The organism is Pseudomonas sp. LB3P93 (genome assembly GCF_054898025.1).
Genome location: NZ_CM142713.1, coordinates 5,523,259 through 5,540,596, shown reverse-complemented (window position 1 = coordinate 5,540,596; position 17,338 = coordinate 5,523,259). Strand labels below are relative to the sequence as shown.

Sequence of the window (17,338 nt, the reverse complement as noted above, 5' to 3'; positions counted from 1 at the left end):
CTCTCGACGGTCTCAGTTCACAGCGGACGTCGCTTCGACATGACGCGGCAAGGTCACCCGGATACGGGTGCCGCGTTGGCTTTGTACATCAGCCGGGCTGTCGATGGTGATTTGTCCATAATGCTCTTCAACGATGGAATAGACCAGTGCAAGGCCCAGACCGGTGCCTTCGCCAGGATCCTTGGTGGTGAAGAAAGGTTCGAACAATCTGTCCATGATGTTCTTCGGAATTCCGCTGCCTTCGTCTTCCACGATCAAGTCGACCGTGTGTTCGCCGGCTTCGCTTTTGACCCGCACCGCACTGCCGGGAGGCGAGGCGTCACGGGCGTTTGAGAGCAAGTTGATCAACACCTGGGCGAGGCGCTGCGGGTCGCCTTCGACCCAGTGATCGGGGTCACACAGATTATAGAACTGCACTTCGAAATTGCGTCGGTTCAGGGCCAGCAAACCAATGGCATCCTGAGCCACTTCGGCCAGACAGACGGGCTCGTCGCTGTGCTGATGACTGCCGGCGTGGGCGAAACTCATCAGCGACTGCACGATGCGTGACACGCGTTTGGTCTGCTCAAGGATCTGCCCGCTGATTTCCTTCAGCTCGCCATCGTCTTCACGCTCTTCGCGCAGGTTCTGCGCCAGGCACGCGATGCCGGTGATCGGGTTGCCGATTTCATGGGCCACGCCGGCGGCGAGTCGACCGATGCTGGCCAGACGCTCGGAGTGCACCAGCTTGTCTTCGAGCATCTGCGTTTCGGTCAGATCTTCCACCAACAAAACCAGGCCGCTATTGCCCGGCGCGAGCGGTTCATCGATCGCTGCTTTGTGCAGGTTCAGCCAGCGAGTCTGGCCATCGAGGGCCAGGTGTTGTTTGTGCAAATGCTCGTCCGGCAGATTAATGAAGCCTTGCAGCAGTTCTTTCCACGGATCGGCAATAGTGCTCAGGCGCGAGCCGACCACGCGTTGCGCGGCAATCCCGGTCAGCTCCTCCATGGCTTTATTCCACATGAGGATTTCCTGATCCTTGGCCAGCGAGCAAACGCCCATCGGCAATTCCTGCAAGGTCTGGCGGTGATAACGGCGCAGGGCATCGAGTTCGGCGGCAAGACCGGTGAGGCGCGAGTGGTAGTCCTCGAGGCGGCTTTCGATGAAGTGGATGTCTTCGGTAACGTAGTTTTCGCCGCCAGCCTTATAGGGCAGGAAAGTCTCGACCATGTCCTGAGCCACGCTTGGCCCCATCAGGCCGGAGAGGTTGGCTTCGATCCGGTCACGCAGACGGCGCAAGGCATAAGGCCGGCGCTCGTCGAACGGCAGATAGAGATCGCGCAGGGCTTGCTCGACCTCTTTCTGAGCGGCCTTGGCACCCAATGGTTTTGCAAGCTGCGTGGCGAATTCCTGGGGTGAGGCGGCGTGCAATTCCCGGCGTTGCGGCCGGCGCACGTTGTCCACGGCACAGGCTTCGGCGGCGCTGGCCTCTTCGGGGCTGGCGTTGGTGAACAGCGAGATCAGGGTGAACATCAGCACGTTGGCGGCCAGGGACGCGATCGCGGCCATGTGCCAACTGGTGTCGTCCAGCACGTAGATCATGTTCAGCAGCGGAATGTAGAAGCCCTGCAGATTGCCGACCAGCGGCAACAGCATGGTCACCAGCCACACCAGAATCCCCGCCAGCAAACCCGCGATGAAGCCGCGACGGTTGGCGGTCGGCCAATACAGGACCGACAGCACGCCCGGAAGGAATTGCAGTGTGGCAACAAACGCGACGATGCCGAGGTTGGCCAGATCCTGTTCGGCGCCCAGCAACAGGTAGAAACCGTAACCGGCCATGATGATCGCAACGATCAGCGCCCGGCGGGTCCACTTCAGCCAGCGATAGATGTTGCCTTCGGCCGGTGGTTGATAGAGCGGCAGCACCAAATGGTTCAGCGCCATCCCGGACAGCGCCAGGGTCGTAACGATGATCAGACCGCTGGCTGCCGACAAGCCGCCGACATACGCCAGCAGCGCCAAGGCTTTACTGTTGGCGGCGATGCCGATGCCGAGCGTGAAGTATTCAGGATTGGTCGTGGCGCCGAGTTTCAGGCCGGCCCAGAGAATCAGCGGCACTGCCAGGCTCATCAGCAGCAGGAATAACGGTAAGCCCCAGCTCGCACTGACCAGCGAGCGCGGGTTGAGGTTTTCGGTAAAGGTCATGTGGTACATGTGCGGCATTACGATCGCCGAGGCGAAGAACACCAGTAGCAGCGTCCGCCACGGGCCTTCCTGCAACGGCGTGTGCAACGCGGCGAGGGCGGTCTGGTTTTGCAGCAGCCACAGTTCCAGCTGTTGCGGACCGTCGAACACGCCATAGAGGGCATAGAGGCCGACGCCGCCAATGGCTATCAGCTTGATCACCGACTCGAAGGCAATCGCGAACACCAGGCCTTCATGTTTTTCGCGGGTGGCGATGTGGCGCGATCCGAAGAAAATCGTGAACAGGGTAATCAGTGCGCAGAAGCTCAGGGCCACGCGATGTTGCACCGGCTCGCGGGTCAGGATGCCTATGGAGTCGGCCACCGCCTGAATCTGCAACGCCAGCAAAGGCAGCACACCGATCAGCATGAAAATCGTGGTCAGCGCCCCGGCCCATGTACTGCGGAAACGGAAGGCAAACAGGTCGGCAAGGGACGACAGTTGATACGTGCGGGTAATTTTCAGGATCGGGTACAGCAATACCGGCGCCAGCAAAAACGCCCCGGAGACCCCGAGGTAACTGGACAGAAACCCGTAGCCGTACTGATAGGCCAGGCCCACTGTGCCGTAAAACGCCCAGGCACTGGCATAAACCCCCAGCGACAGGGTGTACGTCAGCGGGTGGCGAATGATCGCCCGGGGGATCATGCCCCGTTCGCTGATCCAGGCGACGCCGAACAGCACTGCCAGGTACGCGGCGCTGATCAGGATCATCTGGGTCAGGCTAAAGCTCATCGGCATCTTTTTGGCTCTGCAGGATGAAGGTCACGACGATCAGAATCAGCCAGAGCAGATAAGGGCGATACCAGGCGCCAGTGGCGTCGATCCACCAATCCATGATGGCCGGGGAGAACAGATAAATCCCCACTACCAGGAGCAGGACCAAGCGATAGATGTACATCCCGGCCTCTCTTTTTTATGCGCGTGCCCGAAAACGTGCGGCGATGGTAACGGATGGGCGCGCCACTGCAAGTGTGATCACTGTAGTTGCGCTTCGGGCAGGGTCAGTGTGCGCGGGATTAATAACGCATCCCAGTGGGCGATACCCCAATCCAGCACTTCCCGTGGTGTGGCATAGGCCAGTTCGTTGCCCGGGTTTTGCCCGAGTGCGCGCAACGCACGCAGCAACAAAGGCGTGGCCTGGTCTTCGGTCAGCGGCGGTGAGCGGTAGGATTTACCCAGTTTGTTGCCATCGGGCTGGGTAATCAGCGGGATGTGCAGGTAGCGCGGTTGCCGCAGGCCAAGCAGTTCTTGCAGATAGAGCTGGCGCGGCGTGGAATCCAGCAGATCAGCGCCACGCACGATATCGGTGATGCCTTGCCAGGCATCGTCCAGCACCACCGCCAGTTGATAGGCGTAGAGCCCGTCGCGGCGGCGGATCACGAAATCGCCGACTTCCCGACCCAGATGCTGGCGGAACTCGCCTTGCACGCGGTCGATGAAGTGGTAGTCCAGTTCGGGCACGCGCAGTCGAATCGCGGCGTCTTCAGTGCCATGGCCGGCATTTCGGCACAGGCCCGGGTAAATGCCGTGATACGGCTCCAATTGTTTGCGCGAACAGGTGCAGGCGTAAGCGAGGCCGTGATTGAACAGGCGATTGAGGACCTCGGCGTAAGCCTCGTGCCGGTCGCTCTGGCGGACCATTTCGCCGTCCCACTCGAAACCGTAACTTTCCAGGGCATTCAAGATGGCTGCCTGAGCGCCGGGTTCTTCCCGTGGCGGATCGAGATCCTCCATGCGCATCAACCAGCGACCGCCCACCGCACGCGCGTCGAGGTACGAGGCCAGCGCTGCGACCAGCGAACCGAAATGCAGATGGCCACTGGGCGTGGGGGCGAAGCGCCCGATATAGGGAGAGGCGGTGGCAGTCATGGCTGGAATATTACTTTGTGGCGCCTGTTAAGCGCACGGCTTGATGCCGCCATCGCGAGCAAGCTCGCTCCCACACTGGATTTGTTTACGCCACAGATCCAATGTGGGAGCGAGCTTGCTCGCGATGGCGATTTTAAGACACAACAGTTATCAGCAAATATCAGAAACAAAAACGGAGCGTTCGCACGCTCCGTTCTTCGTTCAAGGCGACATTACTTGCCGACTTGCTTTTCCTTGATTTCCGCCAGGGTCTTGCAGTCAACGCACATGTCGGCGGTAGGGCGGGCTTCCAGTCGCTTGACGCCGATCTCGACGCCGCAGGACTCGCACCAGCCATATTCTTCGTCTTCGATCAGCTGCAGCGTCTTGTCGATCTTTTTGATCAACTTGCGCTCGCGGTCACGGGCTCGCAGTTCAAGGCTGAACTCTTCTTCCTGGCTGGCACGGTCTGCCGGGTCAGGGAAGTTGGCCGCTTCGTCCTTCATGTGATCAACCGTACGGTCGACTTCCTGCATCAAGTCCTGTTTCCACTTATTCAGGATCTTGGTGAAGTGAGCGCGCATGGGCTTGCCCATGTACTCCTCGCCCTTTACTTCTTTGTAGGGTTCGAAGCCGCTGATCGACGTATTTTGCTGCTTTGCTTGGGTGGGCATGAAATGGACCGCCTCTACTCTTGTAATCCATTGCGCAGGATTGCTCCATCACCGACACCTGCCGGCCCTGCGGCTGCAAGCGGGCGAACTTACCAGATCAAATCGGGGCGCGCTACTCCCGGATGTCGAGGTAGTGGCCCCAAGGGCTTGCAAATGATTGCAAAGCCTTGTCTGGCGGCGTTGGAGACCTGATCAATTATTGATTTTAGTCAAACCTGGGGTACACGCTTAAGTCGTTTACGGTCAGGGTTATAACGCCTCTGACCGCTTTAGGTTCTCGCTCGTTCCGGCGCTTGGGTAGAATCGATTCTTTTCTCCGTTGTAAGGAAGGCTAATGGCTCAGTCCTACAGTGCCCGCAGTCGCGCGATCGAACCTTTCCATGTCATGGCGCTGCTGGCGCGGGCCAATGAATTGCAGGCAGCGGGTCACGATGTGATCCACCTGGAAATCGGCGAGCCGGACTTCACCACCGCCGAGCCGATCATCCAGGCCGGCCAGGCGGCACTGACGGCAGGGAAGACTCGTTATACGGCAGCGCGCGGCATCCCCGAGTTACGCGAAGCGATCTCGAATTTCTATCAACAACGTTACAGTTTGAACATTGATCCGCAGCGAATCCTCATCACGCCCGGCGGTTCCGGTGCGCTGTTGCTGGCCAGTGCCTTGCTGGTGGATCCGGGCAAACACTGGCTGCTGGCGGACCCGGGTTACCCCTGCAACCGGCATTTTCTGCGGTTGGTCGAAGGCGCCGCGCAACTGGTGCCGGTCGGCCCGGACGTGCGTTATCAACTGACGCCGGATCTGGTGGCGCGTCATTGGGATCAGGACAGCGTCGGCGCCTTGGTGGCCTCGCCTGCCAACCCTACCGGGACCATCCTGACTCGCGATGAACTGGCAGGTTTGTCGGCTGCGATCAAGGAGCGCCAAGGTCATCTGGTGGTGGACGAGATCTACCATGGCCTGACTTATGGCACTGATGCCGCCAGTGTTCTGGAAGTCGATGACGGCGCCTTTGTCCTGAATAGTTTTTCCAAGTATTTCGGCATGACCGGTTGGCGCCTGGGTTGGCTGGTCGCGCCTGAAGCAGCCGTCGGCGAACTGGAAAAACTCGCGCAAAATCTCTACATCAGCGCCCCGAGCATGGCCCAGCACGCCGCACTGGCCTGCTTCGAACCGGCCACGATCAGCATCCTGGAAGAACGTCGCGCCGAATTCGGGCGTCGTCGGGATTTCCTGTTGCCGGCCCTGCGAGAACTGGGTTTCGGCATCGCCGTCGAACCGGAAGGCGCATTCTATTTGTACGCCGATATCAGCAAGTTCGGCGGCGATGCCTTCGCGTTCTGCCGACATTTTCTCGAAACCGAGTACGTGGCAATTACCCCGGGCCTGGACTTCGGGCGCTATCAGGCCGGGCATCACGTGCGTTTTGCGTACACCCAAAGCCTGCCGCGCCTGGAAGAAGCGGTCGAGCGGATCGCTCGTGGTTTGCGGAGCTGGCAAGGCTGATGCGTTTTCATCCTCCCCTCGAAGAAGGTCGCCTGATCCGCCGCTACAAGCGTTTTCTCGCCGATATCGAAACCGTTGGCGGCGAATTGCTGACCATCCATTGTCCGAACACGGGTTCGATGCTCAATTGCCAGGTGGAAGGCGGGCAGGTGTGGTTCAGCCGCTCCAACGACCCGAAACGCAAATTGCCAGGCACCTGGGAAATCGGCGAAACCCCACAGGGCCGGCTGTTTTGCGTGAACACCGGGCGCGCCAACGGGTTGATCGAAGAGGCGTTGCGGGCGGGCGTGATTACCGAGCTGAACGGCTTCACCGAGTTGAAACGCGAAGTGGCCTACGGGCAGGAAAGCAGCCGCATCGATTTCCGTCTCGAATACCCGAGCGGGCCGGCGTATGTAGAAGTCAAAAGCGTGACCCTGGGCTTCGACGGTACATCAGTGGCGGCGTTTCCCGATGCAGTGACGCAGCGGGGCGCCAAGCATTTGCGGGAGCTGGCACATCTGGCTCGGGACGGCATTCGCGCTGTGCAGTTGTATTGCGTAAACCTCACGGGGATTGACGCCGTGCGTCCGGCAGAAGAAATCGATTCCGCCTACGCGGCGGCCTTGCGTGAGGCGGTGGCGTGCGGAGTCGAGGTGCTGGCCTATGGCGTGCGATTGACGTACGAAGAAATGGTGGTCGAGCGGCGTCTGGATGTGCTGCTGAACGGCTAAAGGCTGATCCAGATCCCTTGCGCGTCTTCGCGGCAGGCAATGGTGGTGAGGGATTGCCCGGCGCACGGGCCGGCGACGCATTCGCCGTCTTCGATCAGGAACAGTGCGCCGTGGGTGGCGCACTGGATCAGGCTGTTGCTGGGGTCGAGGAACTGGTCGGGTTTCCATTCCAGCCCGACGCCCCGGTGCGGGCAGCGATTGATGTAAACGTACACTTGGCCGCCCCGGCGCACGGCAAAAAGTTTCTGACCGTCGACTTCGAATCCGCGACTGCTGTTGTCAGCCAGTTCGGCACCTGTGCAAAGCAACTTCATGTCTATCCTCAACTCCTGCGGCTCGTGACCGGATGTGTCCGAGCTTGACGTTCAAATGCAAACAATTATCAAATGGCCGCTTCGCCCGTCGGGTGCAGGTGCCGGATGCCGAGGATACTTGGCCTGACATCTCGATGCCTGGGAAAACTTAAAAGGAAGCTGTTTATGCGCCTGAGTACCCGCGTTGCTGCGCTGTGTGTCGGACTCCTCGTCAGCCATCACGCCGCAGCGGCCGAGTTGCCACAGCGTTGGGTCAGTGCCGGCGGCGCCCTGTCCGAGTGGGTGAGCGCGCTGGGCGGTGAGTCGAAACTGGTCGGTGTCGATACCACCAGTCAGCATCCGGAGTCGTTGAAGGCGCTGCCGAGCATCGGTTATCAACGACAACTGTCGGCAGAGGGCATCTTGAGCTTACGCCCGCAGATTCTGGTCGGCACCGAAGAAATGGGGCCGCCGCCGGTGCTGTCGCAGATTCGTAGCGCGGGCGTGCAGGTCGAGTTGTTCTCGGCTCAGCCAGATCTGCCGACGTTGCAGGGCAACCTGACGCATCTGGGCGAGTTGCTCGGTGCTGAAGACCAGGCTGCGCAATTGATCCAGTCTTATCAGCAGCAACTCGAGCAACAGAAGGTTCGGGTCACTCGCGCACAGTTGAAGGAAAAATCGCCGGGGGTGCTGTTGTTGCTGGGTCATGCGGGCGGAAAACCGCTTATTGCCGGCAAGGACACCGCCGCCGATTGGTTGATCCAGCGAGCCGGTGGGCACAATCTGGCAACGCATACCGGCTACAAACCCTTTTCTGTCGAGTCGCTGGTCAGTCTGGACCCCGACGTTCTGGTGTTTGCCGACCGGGCGCTGACCGGCGATGCCGCGCGTGCGGCGTTGTTCAAGGAAAACCCGATTCTGTCCTCGACTCGCGCAGCCAAGGATGGACGCGTCATTGAACTCGATCCGACGTTACTGGTGGGCGGTCTCGGTCCACGGTTGCCCGATGAACTGAAAAAGCTCTCTGACGGTTTCTTTCCCGGTAAAGCCGCCCAATGAGCATTCTGGTTAAACCTCGCACGTTGTTCATTGGTTTAAGCCTGCTTTGTTTAGTGGCTATCTGGTTGTCGTTGGCGCTCGGACCGGTGAGCCTGCCTTTATTCGATACCTTGCGCGCGGCGTTGCGCCTGATCGGCTTGCCCATTGCACCTGACGGGCTGGAGCAGGCCGAGCTGATCCTCGGGCAAATTCGCCTGCCTCGAACCTTGTTGGGCCTGGCGGTGGGTGGCGTGCTGGCGCTTTCCGGCGTGGCGATGCAGGGCTTGTTTCGTAACCCTCTGGCTGATCCTGGGTTGGTAGGCGTGTCCAGCGGTGCTGCACTGGGCGCTGCAATCGCGATTGTCGGTGGTTCAATGTTTGGCGGTCTGCCTGAATCGTTCGGACCTTATTTATTATCGGCGTGCGCATTTCTCGGCGGCTTGGGCGTGACGGCGCTGGTGTATCGGCTGGGTCGGCGCAATGGACAGACCAATGTCGCAACCATGTTGTTGGCCGGTATCGCATTGACTGCGCTGGCCGGCTCGGCAGTGGGACTGTTCACTTATCTGGCCGACGATGCGACCTTGCGCACACTGACCTTCTGGAACCTGGGCAGCCTCAACGGCGCCAGCTATTCGCGGCTCTGGCCGTTACTGCTGGTGAGCGCCGGTGTGGCGCTGTGGTTGCCGCGCCGGGCCAAGGCCCTGAATGCGCTGTTGCTCGGCGAATCCGAGGCTGGTCATTTGGGCATCGACGTCGAAGGGCTCAAGCGCGAATTGGTGTTCTGCACTGCGCTGGGCGTTGGTGCGGCAGTGGCGGCAGCGGGCATGATCGGCTTTGTCGGCCTGGTGGTGCCGCATCTGGTGCGACTGCTCGCCGGTCCTGATCATCGGGTGTTGTTACCGGCCTCGGTGCTGGCGGGTGCCAGTCTCCTGCTGTTTGCCGATCTGGTGGCGCGGCTTGCTTTGGCACCGGCGGAATTGCCGATCGGGATTGTCACGGCCTTCATCGGTGCGCCGTTCTTTCTGTATTTATTGCTCAGAGGGCGTGCCTGATGTTGCGAACCCAGCACCTGCAAATCCGTCGAGGCACCAAGATCGTTTTGACGGACATCACACTTGAGCTCAAGCCAGGCGAAGTGCTTGGCGTCTTGGGCCCAAACGGTGCCGGCAAAAGTACCTTGCTCGGCGCCTTGTGCGGTGAATTGAAGGCTGATCACGGCAGCGTCTGGCTCGATGATCGCGAGTTGAGTCATTGGACCGGCGCGCAGCGAGCCCAGCGACTGGCGGTACTGCCGCAAGTATCGACCTTGGACTTCGCCTTTCGTGTCGAAGAAGTGGTCGGCATGGGGCGGTTGCCTTACCAAAGCGGGCGGGTCCGGGATGACGAGATCGTCGCCGCCGCCTTGCACGCAGCCGATGCGGAGCACTTGAGTGGTCGCAGCTATCTGGCCCTGTCCGGCGGCGAGCGTCAGCGGGTGCATTTGGCGCGGGTGCTGGCGCAGCTCTGGCCAGGCGAAGCGGGGCAAACGCTGTTGCTCGATGAGCCGACCTCGATGCTCGATCCGCTGCACCAGCACACCACCCTGCAAGCGGTGCGCGAATTCGCCGATCACGGCGCTGCGGTGCTGGTGATCCTGCATGATCTGAATCTGGCGGCACGCTATTGTGATCGCCTGTTGCTGCTCGAAGGTGGGCGACCGGTGGCGCTTGATACACCGGAGCAGGTATTGCGTCCGGGACCACTCAAAGCTGTGTTCGGGCTGGAAGTATTGGTGCAGCAGCACCCGGAACGTGGGCATCCGCTGATCATCGCCCGCTGAGCATTTCATCGAGGTGAGAACATGCGTGTGATTTTGCTGTTGGCGGTGCTGGTCCTGGGTGGCTGTCAGCACCTCTCGAACCCGCCGCCGGTCACCGGTGAGATTCGTGACCTGCGCAGCGGTCAGGTCCTGACACCTCGGGAGCTGGTCGCACGGCTGGCCGAGCCTTCGCGGTTGATCGTCGGCGAGCAGCATGACAATCGTGATCACCATCAACTGCAATTGTGGTTGTTGCAGGCGCTGGGCGAACGTCGACCCCAGGGCAGCCTGTTGCTGGAAATGCTTACGCCGGATCAACAACCGCGCATTGATGAAGTTCGCCGCGCCTCTACGCTGCCCGCAGATTTGCCTGGCGCGTTGAACTGGCAGTCGGGGTGGGACTGGAATCTGTACGGACCGATCGTGGGTTTTGCGCTGACTCAACCGTACCCGCTGCTGGCGGCCAATCTGGATAATCTTGAAATCCGTACCGTCTATGCCAAGCCACCGACATTGAGCGGTTCGCGTTCCAACGCTGCTTCGGTCAAGGATGAGTTGCTGGCACAGATCAACGACTCCCATTGCGGCTTGCTGCCCACCTCACAAATGCCCGCGATGCTGGCGGTCCAGCAGCAACGTGATCGGCGGATGGCTGAGCGTTTGCTGTCGGCACCGACGCCTTCGCTGCTGTTTGCCGGCGCCTATCATGCGCGCAAGGATGTTGGCGTGCCGATCCACGTGCTTGATCTTGGAGAGCCGCAATCACCGACGGTTTTGATGCTGGCGAAGCAGGGCGGTGAGGTAACACCGGCCATGGCTGATTACGTCTGGTATACGCCCGCCACGCCGGCTCAGGATTACTGTGCAGAAATGCGTAAGCAGTTCGGTCAGTAAACGACCACTTTTTCACAGGCAAAAAAAGACCCGACAAGAGTCGGGTCAAATAACCGTGATTAGCCTGATGAGGAGATATCTGAGAGTCCGAACCAAGGGCTTTTCAAATATCGACCAGTCTCGCGACCAGTTGTGATAATCATAGCGATTCTCATTACCAAGTCAACCGCTGTTTTTTGATTTCTTTGAAATCCTCCATCCTCTTGCTGAATAGCCCCGAAATCATTGCGCTTCAGGCGGTAATCCTGAGGCGAAATCTGCCTGTTCAATTCTTGTGACGTGACGAGATGGCTTCCAGTTGTTTGTTCAAGGCTTCTTTGCGATCAGCCGGAATGTCATTCCAGTGCACGTCCATCAGTGCGCCTTCGATCGCATACAACAACACCTTGGACGCCCGGAACCCGCGCGTACGCACGGCCCGATAAGCATCCACCGCCCCGAGGCGACGCAAGTCCGAGGCGCTGTGGATGCCCACGGCATGCAGCCACTGCGCCGACGTCTTGCCAAGATTCTTCAGGTGTTGCAGTTCATCATTCATCAAGCCTCCTTGCGACGGCCGATCGGTGCGTGGGCGAGCCTCTCAGGAGTGTAGCCATCAGTAGGAAAAGCGTGATTGTTTGGTCGGTTTCGACGCAAAAGCTTCTAAGAGCAATACTCAAAGAGCCGCGTAACGGTCTGCGGGAGCAGTAGGGGGAAGCGCAGGAATCAACTTTCGCGACAAAAAATCCAGCGTCCAGCGCAAAGCGGGGGCGCTGGACTTGTCAGGAAGAACGTCGTTTTTAGCGGGTGCGATAACGCAGGCGAGTACCGAAATTCATCGACATCAGGATCTCGTCAGCGCTCAGTTCTGGCGGAAAGTAAGCGCCGGAGATCTGTGCGTGAGCCAGGCTTGCGCCTTCCAGGCATGCGTTGCGGAAGTCGATACCGCGCAAATCGGCGGAGCGGAAATAGGCATCGGTAAAGTCGACGCCATCGGCATTCAACTCACGCAGATCGAGGCCACGAAAATCGCCGCCGACCATGTCGACAGAGGCGTGACCGGCACGTTCGGCATTGAAGCCTGCGATGTCGTCTTTGTGCAGCAAGGCATAAAGCGGGGTGTCGAGAAGTTTCGGCTGGCTCATGTCGCATCACCTGATGGTTTTATGACGCCAGTATAGTGCCACTATTTGGCAGCCGTGAAGCCGGCGAGGGCTCCACGGCTGAAATAGTTTTTTACAGGCCTGGCATGCGCTGGCGAATCTGCGCAACGACGGTATCGAGCGTTCCACTTTCATTGGTCTGGACACGTTTGCTGCACAGAATCTCGGCAGGCGTCAGGGCTTCGCGACTGGCTTGCTGCGCGGCGATGACAGCCAGGTTGGCGTCGGACGGATCCTTTTTGTCTGCCTGACGCAAGGCCAGCCAGCTTTCGATGACGGCTTGTGGTGCATTGCAATCGAGGATCAGGAACGGTGCGCCGGTGGCCTCGGCGATTTTCGCCGCGCCGTCGCGCTGGTCGCGTTTGAGGTACGTCGCATCAATGACCACCGGGAAACCGGCGCGCAGGATGACTGCGGCAATCTCATGCAAGCGGCTGTAAGTGGCGGCGCTGGCGTCGGCACTATAAATGCCGGCCTGCGGGTCATTCGCTACGGTTTGCTCGCCGAACAGGCGCTTGCGTTCAACATCCGAACGCAGGCGAATGGCGCCCAGCGCTTCCACCAGACGCATGGCCACGTGGCTCTTGCCGACGGCAGAAACGCCGTGGGTAATCGCCATGAAGCGCGAAGGAATGGTGCTGTAGCTTTCCGCCAGGTTGGCGTAGTTGCGGTACTGGCGCAGGGTGGTGGCGCGTTGCACCGGGTCGGCCTCGGCCGGCATGCTGAACAGGCTGACCTTGGCGCGAACCAGGGCGCGGTAGGCTTTATAGAAGTTCAGCAGTTCAAGGCCCTGATAGTCGCCGGTCAGTTCCAGGTACTGGCTGATGAAGCGACGTGCCAGGCTTTTCAGGCCGCGGTCTTCCAGGTCCATGGCCAGGAAACCGGTGTCCGCATAAACGTCGGTGAAGCGGAACGGTTCGTTGAACTCTATGCAGTCGAAGATCACGACTTTGCCGTCGATCACGGTGGCGTTGCCCAGGTGGATATCACCGTGGCATTCGCGGATGAAGCCTTCAGTCTTGCGCTGGGCAAACAGCGGCTTGAGGCGTTCGAAGCTGCTTTCGGCCCAGGCTTGCAAAGCATCGAGTTGCAGCAGATCGGCCTTGTCGCTGAGGAACGGACGGATCTGTTCGAAGTTCTGGCGTACCGGCGCCATTACGCTATCGGGGGTGCCGGCTTCGTGTTCGCCAGGCACTTTCGGTGCAGTGAGGTGGAATTGGGCAATCTGCGCGGCCATCTCGTCGATGTGCGCGGTAGTCAACTCGCCGTTGGCTTGCAGGGTGCTGAGCAACTGGCTCTGTGGGAATTGACGCATTTTCAGCGCGAAATCGACAACCGGACCTTCGCCGCCCAGTTGCGGTGCTTCTTCGCTGCCGGTAATCGGCAACACTTCCAGATACAAATCGTTGGTCAGGCGCTGGTTGAGGCGCAGTTCTTCGCCGCAGAAATGCTCGCGAGCGTCGAGGGTGGTGAAGTCGAGGAAGCCGAAATTTACTGGCTTCTTCACTTTATAAGCAAAGGGGCCAGTGAGAATGACCCAGGAGATATGGGTCTCGATGACCTGGAACCCGTCTACCGGATGCGGGTAGAGGGCCGGGTTTTGCAGGGCGGCGATCAGGGACTGGCTCACAGGCGATCCTTCAAAGTCTTGGGAAAATTCACGGCCGCCATTATGGCTGCAAGTCCGCCTGACGCAAACCTCGGAGGGCTCCTGTTGAGTATGAATAAAGTGCGTATAATCCGCCGCCATGACTCGTACTCGATCCCCCCGTACCCCCAAAAAACCACCTTCCAAGGGCTTGAGCCCCTGGCTGGGCTGGGCCCTTAAACTCAGCCTGGTCGGCCTCGTGGTGCTCGCCGGGTTCGCGGTTTATCTCGACGCCGTGGTCCAGGAGAAGTTCTCCGGCAAGCGCTGGACCATCCCGGCCAAGGTGTACGCGCGCCCGCTTGAGCTGTTCACCGGCCAAAAGCTGAGCAAGGAAGACTTCCTTACCGAACTCGATGCCTTGGGCTATCGCCGTGAGGCCGTGAGCAACGGCCCCGGCGCTGCGGCGGTCACCGGCAACACCGTCGACTTGAATACCCGTGGCTTCCAGTTCTATGAAGGCCTGGAAACGGCTCAACCGGTGCGCGTGCGCTTCTCCGGCGACTATGTGGCCGAACTTTCGGCGACCAACGGTTCTAAGCTTTCGGTCGTGCGGTTGGAGCCGCTGCTGATCGGCGGGATTTACCCGAAAAACCTCGAAGATCGCATTCTGATCAAAATCGATCAGGTCCCGCCGTATCTGCTGGAAACCCTGGTGGCTGTCGAAGACCGGGATTTCTATAGCCACTGGGGCGTGTCGCCCAAATCGATTGCCCGCGCCGTGTGGGTCAACACCTCTGGCGGCAAGATGACCCAGGGCGGTAGTACGCTGACCCAGCAGTTGGTGAAGAATTTCTACCTGACCAGCGAACGCAGCCTGACCCGCAAGCTCACCGAAGCCATGATGGCGATGCTGCTTGAGCTGCATTACGACAAACGGGAGATTCTTGAGGCGTACCTCAATGAAGTGTTCGTCGGTCAGGATGGACAGCGCGCGGTGCACGGTTTCGGCCTGGCCAGCCAGTTCTTCTTTGGGCAGCCATTGTCCGAGCTGAAACTGCATCAAGTCGCCATGCTGGTGGGGATGGTCAAGGGGCCGTCTTATTACAACCCGCGCCGCAACCCGGAGCGGGCACTGGAGCGACGCAATCTGGTGCTCGATGTGCTTGAGCAGCAGGGCGTCGCCACCGCCGAACAGGTCGCCGCCGCGAAGAACATGCCACTGGGTGTGACAACTCGCGGCAAGCTGGCGGACAGTTCTTTTCCGGGCTTCCTCGACCTGGTTAAACGTCAGTTGCGCGAAGACTACCGCGACGAAGACTTGACCGAAGAGGGCCTGCGGATCTTCACCAGTTTCGACCCGATCCTGCAGATGAAAGCCGAGGCGTCGGTCAACGACACCTTTAAACGCCTCGCCGGGCGCAAGGGTTCCGATGAGGTTGAAGCGGCGATGGTCGTGACCAACCCGGAAACCGGTGAAGTCCAGGCCATGATTGGCAGCCGTCAGGCGAGTTTCGCCGGCTTCAACCGTGCGCTGGATGCGGTGCGACCGATCGGTTCGTTGATCAAGCCCGCGGTGTATCTGACAGCCCTTGAGAAACCGAGCCAGTACACGCTGACCAGTTGGCTGTCGGACGAATCCTTCTCGATCAAAGGCGCGGATGGTCAGGTCTGGAAACCCCAGAACTACGATCGCCGCTCCCACGGTACGGTGTTCCTGTACCAGGGCCTGGCCCATTCCTACAACCTGTCGACGGCGCGTCTCGGGTTGGCGGTGGGTGTACCGAATGTTCTGAAGACACTGGCGCGCCTGGGTGTCAGTCGCGAGTTTCCGGCGTTCCCTTCGATGTTGCTGGGGGCGGGTGGTTTGACGCCGATCGAAGTGGCGACCATGTATCAGACGCTGGCCAACGGTGGTTTCAATACGCCGATGCGCGGGATTCGTAGTGTACTGACCGCCGAAGGCGAGCCGCTCAAGCGTTATCCGTTCCAGATTGAGCAGCGTTTCGACCCGGCCTCCATTTACCTGATCCAGAGCGCCATGCAGCGGGTCATGCGTGAAGGTACCGGCAGTTCGGTTTATAACGTGCTGCCGAAAACCCTGACCCTGGCGGGTAAAACCGGTACCAGTAACGACTCGCGGGACAGCTGGTTCGCCGGTTTCAGCCAGGACTTGCTGGCAGTAGTCTGGTTGGGACGCGATGACAACGGCAAGACGCCGTTCACCGGTGCCACCGGTGCGTTGCAGGTCTGGACCAGTTTCATGCGCAAGGCCGATCCGCTGCCGCTGGACATGCCGCAGCCGGATAACATTGTTCAGGCCTGGGTCGATTCGCGTACCGGGCAAGGTTCCGAAGGCAGCTGCCCAGGTGCTGTGCAGATGCCGTATATTCGCGGCAGCGAACCGCCTCCCGGCGCTGCGTGCGGTGGCGAAAGCCCTGCATCCGGCGAAACGGTGATGGATTGGGTCAAGGGCTGGATGAATTAAGCAAAGAGGGTTTCAAGTGAACAAGTGGTTGATTCCAGCGGTTACCGCCGTGGCTTTGCTCAGCGGTTGTTCCTCCGTACAGCGCGGTTCGATCCCGGTTGTGGATTCTGGCAGCGCGGTCTCCAACAGTGAGCGAGTGTCGGCCAATGGCGGTTTCCGTCAGACGACGTCAAAACGCCCTGTGCAAGCCCAGACTCAGGCGATTCCACAAGGTGACACCGGTGTCGTCGTGATGGTCCCAGGTGGCGGCGCAGTGGCGTCGGCACCGATCAGCACCGGGCCGATCACGCCGGGCCCGATTACCCCAGGGCCGATCGACACCTCGCCGGTGCAATCGGCACCGATCAATCAGGGCAGCTACAGCATGCCGTCGACGCCGAGCGGGATTCCTTCGTCGAGCTCCGGTGGCTTGTCTGCCGATGAGCAACTGGACGGTCCAGTTCTGGCGTTGTTGACCACTGCTCAGCAGCAACAGGCCGGCGGTGACCTCAACGGTGCGTCCTCCAGTCTCGAGCGCGCCCAGCGTGTTGCACCGCGTGAGCCGCAAGTGCTTTATCGATTGGCTCAGGTGCGCATGGCCCAAGGCGATGCACCTCAGGCTGAACAGTTCGCTCGTCGTGGTCTGACGTTCGCCAATGGTCGTCCGGCGCTTCAGGCCAGCCTGTGGGATTTGATCGCCCAGGCGCGTGAGAAGCAGGGTGATTCCTCCGGTGCTGCACTGGCCCGTCAGAAGGCCAAGGTTTCGCTGTGATGGACGCACGCTTCCCCAAGATTGCCGAGCAGCTATTGTTGATCGAGCGTGAATTGCGGGTTCAGGGTTGGTGGGACGACGTTTCGCCATCCGCTGAGGCGTTATCCAGCGTCGAACCGTTTTCGGTCGATACGCTGGATTTCGAGCAGTGGCTGCAATGGATCTTCTTGCCGCGGATGAAGATCATCCTCGAACAGGATCTGCCGCTGCCCAACGCGTCGGGGATTCAGGAGATGGCCGAAATGGTCTTCGCCTCCCGCAATGTCCAGGGTAAGGATCGGCAGTTGCAGGTCCTGCTCAAAGAATTCGATCTGCTGATCACCGCCTCTCGCTGACTCCCATCTTCCGTTGTAGGCGTTTTGTAGCAGCTGTCGA

At 60.0% G+C, this 17,338-nt stretch carries 17 protein-coding genes; 9 read left to right on the top strand and 8 right to left on the bottom strand.

The features are described 5' to 3' along the window. Positions 1–12 precede the first annotated feature (12 nt). The 4 genes from ACYZT8_RS25275 to dksA all read right to left on the bottom strand — a co-directional run bounded on the left by ACYZT8_RS25275 (position 13) and on the right by dksA (position 4,751). On the bottom strand, positions 13–2,967 hold the full coding sequence (locus tag ACYZT8_RS25275; RefSeq protein WP_031319123.1) for a sensor histidine kinase: 2,955 nt from the start codon (positions 2,965–2,967) through the stop codon (positions 13–15). After that, positions 2,951–3,127 (bottom strand): hypothetical protein, encoded by a 177-nt coding sequence (locus tag ACYZT8_RS25270; protein ID WP_003176118.1) that lies wholly within the window; start codon positions 3,125–3,127, stop codon positions 2,951–2,953. The genes ACYZT8_RS25275 and ACYZT8_RS25270 overlap by 17 nt, the downstream gene beginning before the upstream one ends. A gap of 77 nt (positions 3,128–3,204) precedes the next feature. After that, entirely contained in the window at positions 3,205–4,098 is an 894-nt protein-coding gene (gene gluQRS, locus ACYZT8_RS25265; RefSeq protein WP_461976822.1) for a tRNA glutamyl-Q(34) synthetase GluQRS, read from the bottom strand. Between the two features lie 212 nt (positions 4,099–4,310). Then, the gene (gene dksA / locus ACYZT8_RS25260; RefSeq protein WP_109634884.1) at positions 4,311–4,751 is read right to left on the bottom strand and encodes an RNA polymerase-binding protein DksA; all 441 of its coding nucleotides are present in this window, start codon (positions 4,749–4,751) and stop codon (positions 4,311–4,313) included. 334 nt (positions 4,752–5,085) lie between these two features. Here dksA and ACYZT8_RS25255 point away from each other — a divergent pair, with 334 nt between their 5' ends. Both ACYZT8_RS25255 and sfsA read left to right on the top strand, forming a co-directional pair. Further along, positions 5,086–6,258 (top strand): pyridoxal phosphate-dependent aminotransferase, encoded by a 1,173-nt coding sequence (locus ACYZT8_RS25255; protein WP_461976819.1) that lies wholly within the window; start codon positions 5,086–5,088, stop codon positions 6,256–6,258. Next, the gene (gene sfsA, locus ACYZT8_RS25250; RefSeq protein ID WP_461976817.1) at positions 6,258–6,971 is read left to right on the top strand and encodes a DNA/RNA nuclease SfsA; all 714 of its coding nucleotides are present in this window, start codon (positions 6,258–6,260) and stop codon (positions 6,969–6,971) included. The genes ACYZT8_RS25255 and sfsA overlap by 1 nt, the downstream gene beginning before the upstream one ends. On the opposite strand, the gene ACYZT8_RS25245 is transcribed toward sfsA, so the two are convergent. Then, positions 6,968–7,285 carry a Rieske (2Fe-2S) protein gene (locus ACYZT8_RS25245; RefSeq protein ID WP_461976815.1) on the bottom strand — a complete coding sequence of 106 codons (318 nt, stop codon included), beginning with the start codon at positions 7,283–7,285 and terminating at the stop codon, positions 6,968–6,970. The genes sfsA and ACYZT8_RS25245 overlap by 4 nt on opposite strands. Before the next feature lie 165 nt (positions 7,286–7,450). On the opposite strand from ACYZT8_RS25245, the gene ACYZT8_RS25240 reads away from it, so the two are divergent. Genes ACYZT8_RS25240 through ACYZT8_RS25225 form a run of 4 tightly spaced genes read left to right on the top strand, consistent with a single transcriptional unit; the run spans position 7,451 to position 10,997 of the window. Further along, positions 7,451–8,323 carry a heme/hemin ABC transporter substrate-binding protein gene (locus ACYZT8_RS25240; RefSeq protein WP_461976814.1) on the top strand — a complete coding sequence of 291 codons (873 nt, stop codon included), beginning with the start codon at positions 7,451–7,453 and terminating at the stop codon, positions 8,321–8,323. Then, positions 8,320–9,357, top strand: coding sequence for a FecCD family ABC transporter permease (locus ACYZT8_RS25235; RefSeq protein ID WP_461976812.1), 1,038 nt, complete (start codon positions 8,320–8,322; stop codon positions 9,355–9,357). Before ACYZT8_RS25240 ends, ACYZT8_RS25235 begins: the two co-directional genes overlap by 4 nt. After that, positions 9,357–10,124: a heme ABC transporter ATP-binding protein gene (locus ACYZT8_RS25230; protein WP_461976810.1), complete on the top strand. Its 768-nt coding sequence runs from the start codon at positions 9,357–9,359 to the stop codon at positions 10,122–10,124. Before ACYZT8_RS25235 ends, ACYZT8_RS25230 begins: the two co-directional genes overlap by 1 nt. A 21-nt stretch (positions 10,125–10,145) precedes the next feature. Continuing rightward, positions 10,146–10,997 carry a ChaN family lipoprotein gene (locus ACYZT8_RS25225; RefSeq protein WP_461976808.1) on the top strand — a complete coding sequence of 284 codons (852 nt, stop codon included), beginning with the start codon at positions 10,146–10,148 and terminating at the stop codon, positions 10,995–10,997. A gap of 265 nt (positions 10,998–11,262) precedes the next feature. Here ACYZT8_RS25225 and ACYZT8_RS25220 read toward each other — a convergent pair whose 3' ends face one another. The 3 genes from ACYZT8_RS25220 to ACYZT8_RS25210 all read right to left on the bottom strand — a co-directional run bounded on the left by ACYZT8_RS25220 (position 11,263) and on the right by ACYZT8_RS25210 (position 13,769). Further along, positions 11,263–11,535: a TfoX/Sxy family protein gene (locus tag ACYZT8_RS25220; RefSeq protein ID WP_010467623.1), complete on the bottom strand. Its 273-nt coding sequence runs from the start codon at positions 11,533–11,535 to the stop codon at positions 11,263–11,265. Between the two features lie 241 nt (positions 11,536–11,776). Further along, positions 11,777–12,121: a pentapeptide repeat-containing protein gene (locus tag ACYZT8_RS25215; RefSeq protein ID WP_461976806.1), complete on the bottom strand. Its 345-nt coding sequence runs from the start codon at positions 12,119–12,121 to the stop codon at positions 11,777–11,779. Positions 12,122–12,212: 91 nt separating this feature from the next. After that, on the bottom strand, positions 12,213–13,769 hold the full coding sequence (locus ACYZT8_RS25210) for a bifunctional aminoglycoside phosphotransferase/ATP-binding protein (RefSeq protein WP_461976804.1): 1,557 nt from the start codon (positions 13,767–13,769) through the stop codon (positions 12,213–12,215). Between the two features lie 118 nt (positions 13,770–13,887). Between ACYZT8_RS25210 and mrcB the strand changes: the two genes are divergently transcribed. From mrcB to ACYZT8_RS25195, 3 genes are read left to right on the top strand one after another with little or no spacing between them, the layout of a single operon-like run. After that, on the top strand, positions 13,888–16,212 hold the full coding sequence (gene mrcB, locus ACYZT8_RS25205; RefSeq protein ID WP_461976802.1) for a penicillin-binding protein 1B: 2,325 nt from the start codon (positions 13,888–13,890) through the stop codon (positions 16,210–16,212). Between the two features lie 16 nt (positions 16,213–16,228). Then, positions 16,229–16,963, top strand: coding sequence for a tetratricopeptide repeat protein (locus tag ACYZT8_RS25200; protein ID WP_461976800.1), 735 nt, complete (start codon positions 16,229–16,231; stop codon positions 16,961–16,963). Then, positions 16,963–17,298 (top strand): YqcC family protein, encoded by a 336-nt coding sequence (locus tag ACYZT8_RS25195; protein WP_461976798.1) that lies wholly within the window; start codon positions 16,963–16,965, stop codon positions 17,296–17,298. The genes ACYZT8_RS25200 and ACYZT8_RS25195 overlap by 1 nt, the downstream gene beginning before the upstream one ends. Positions 17,299–17,338: the final 40 nt, after the last annotated feature.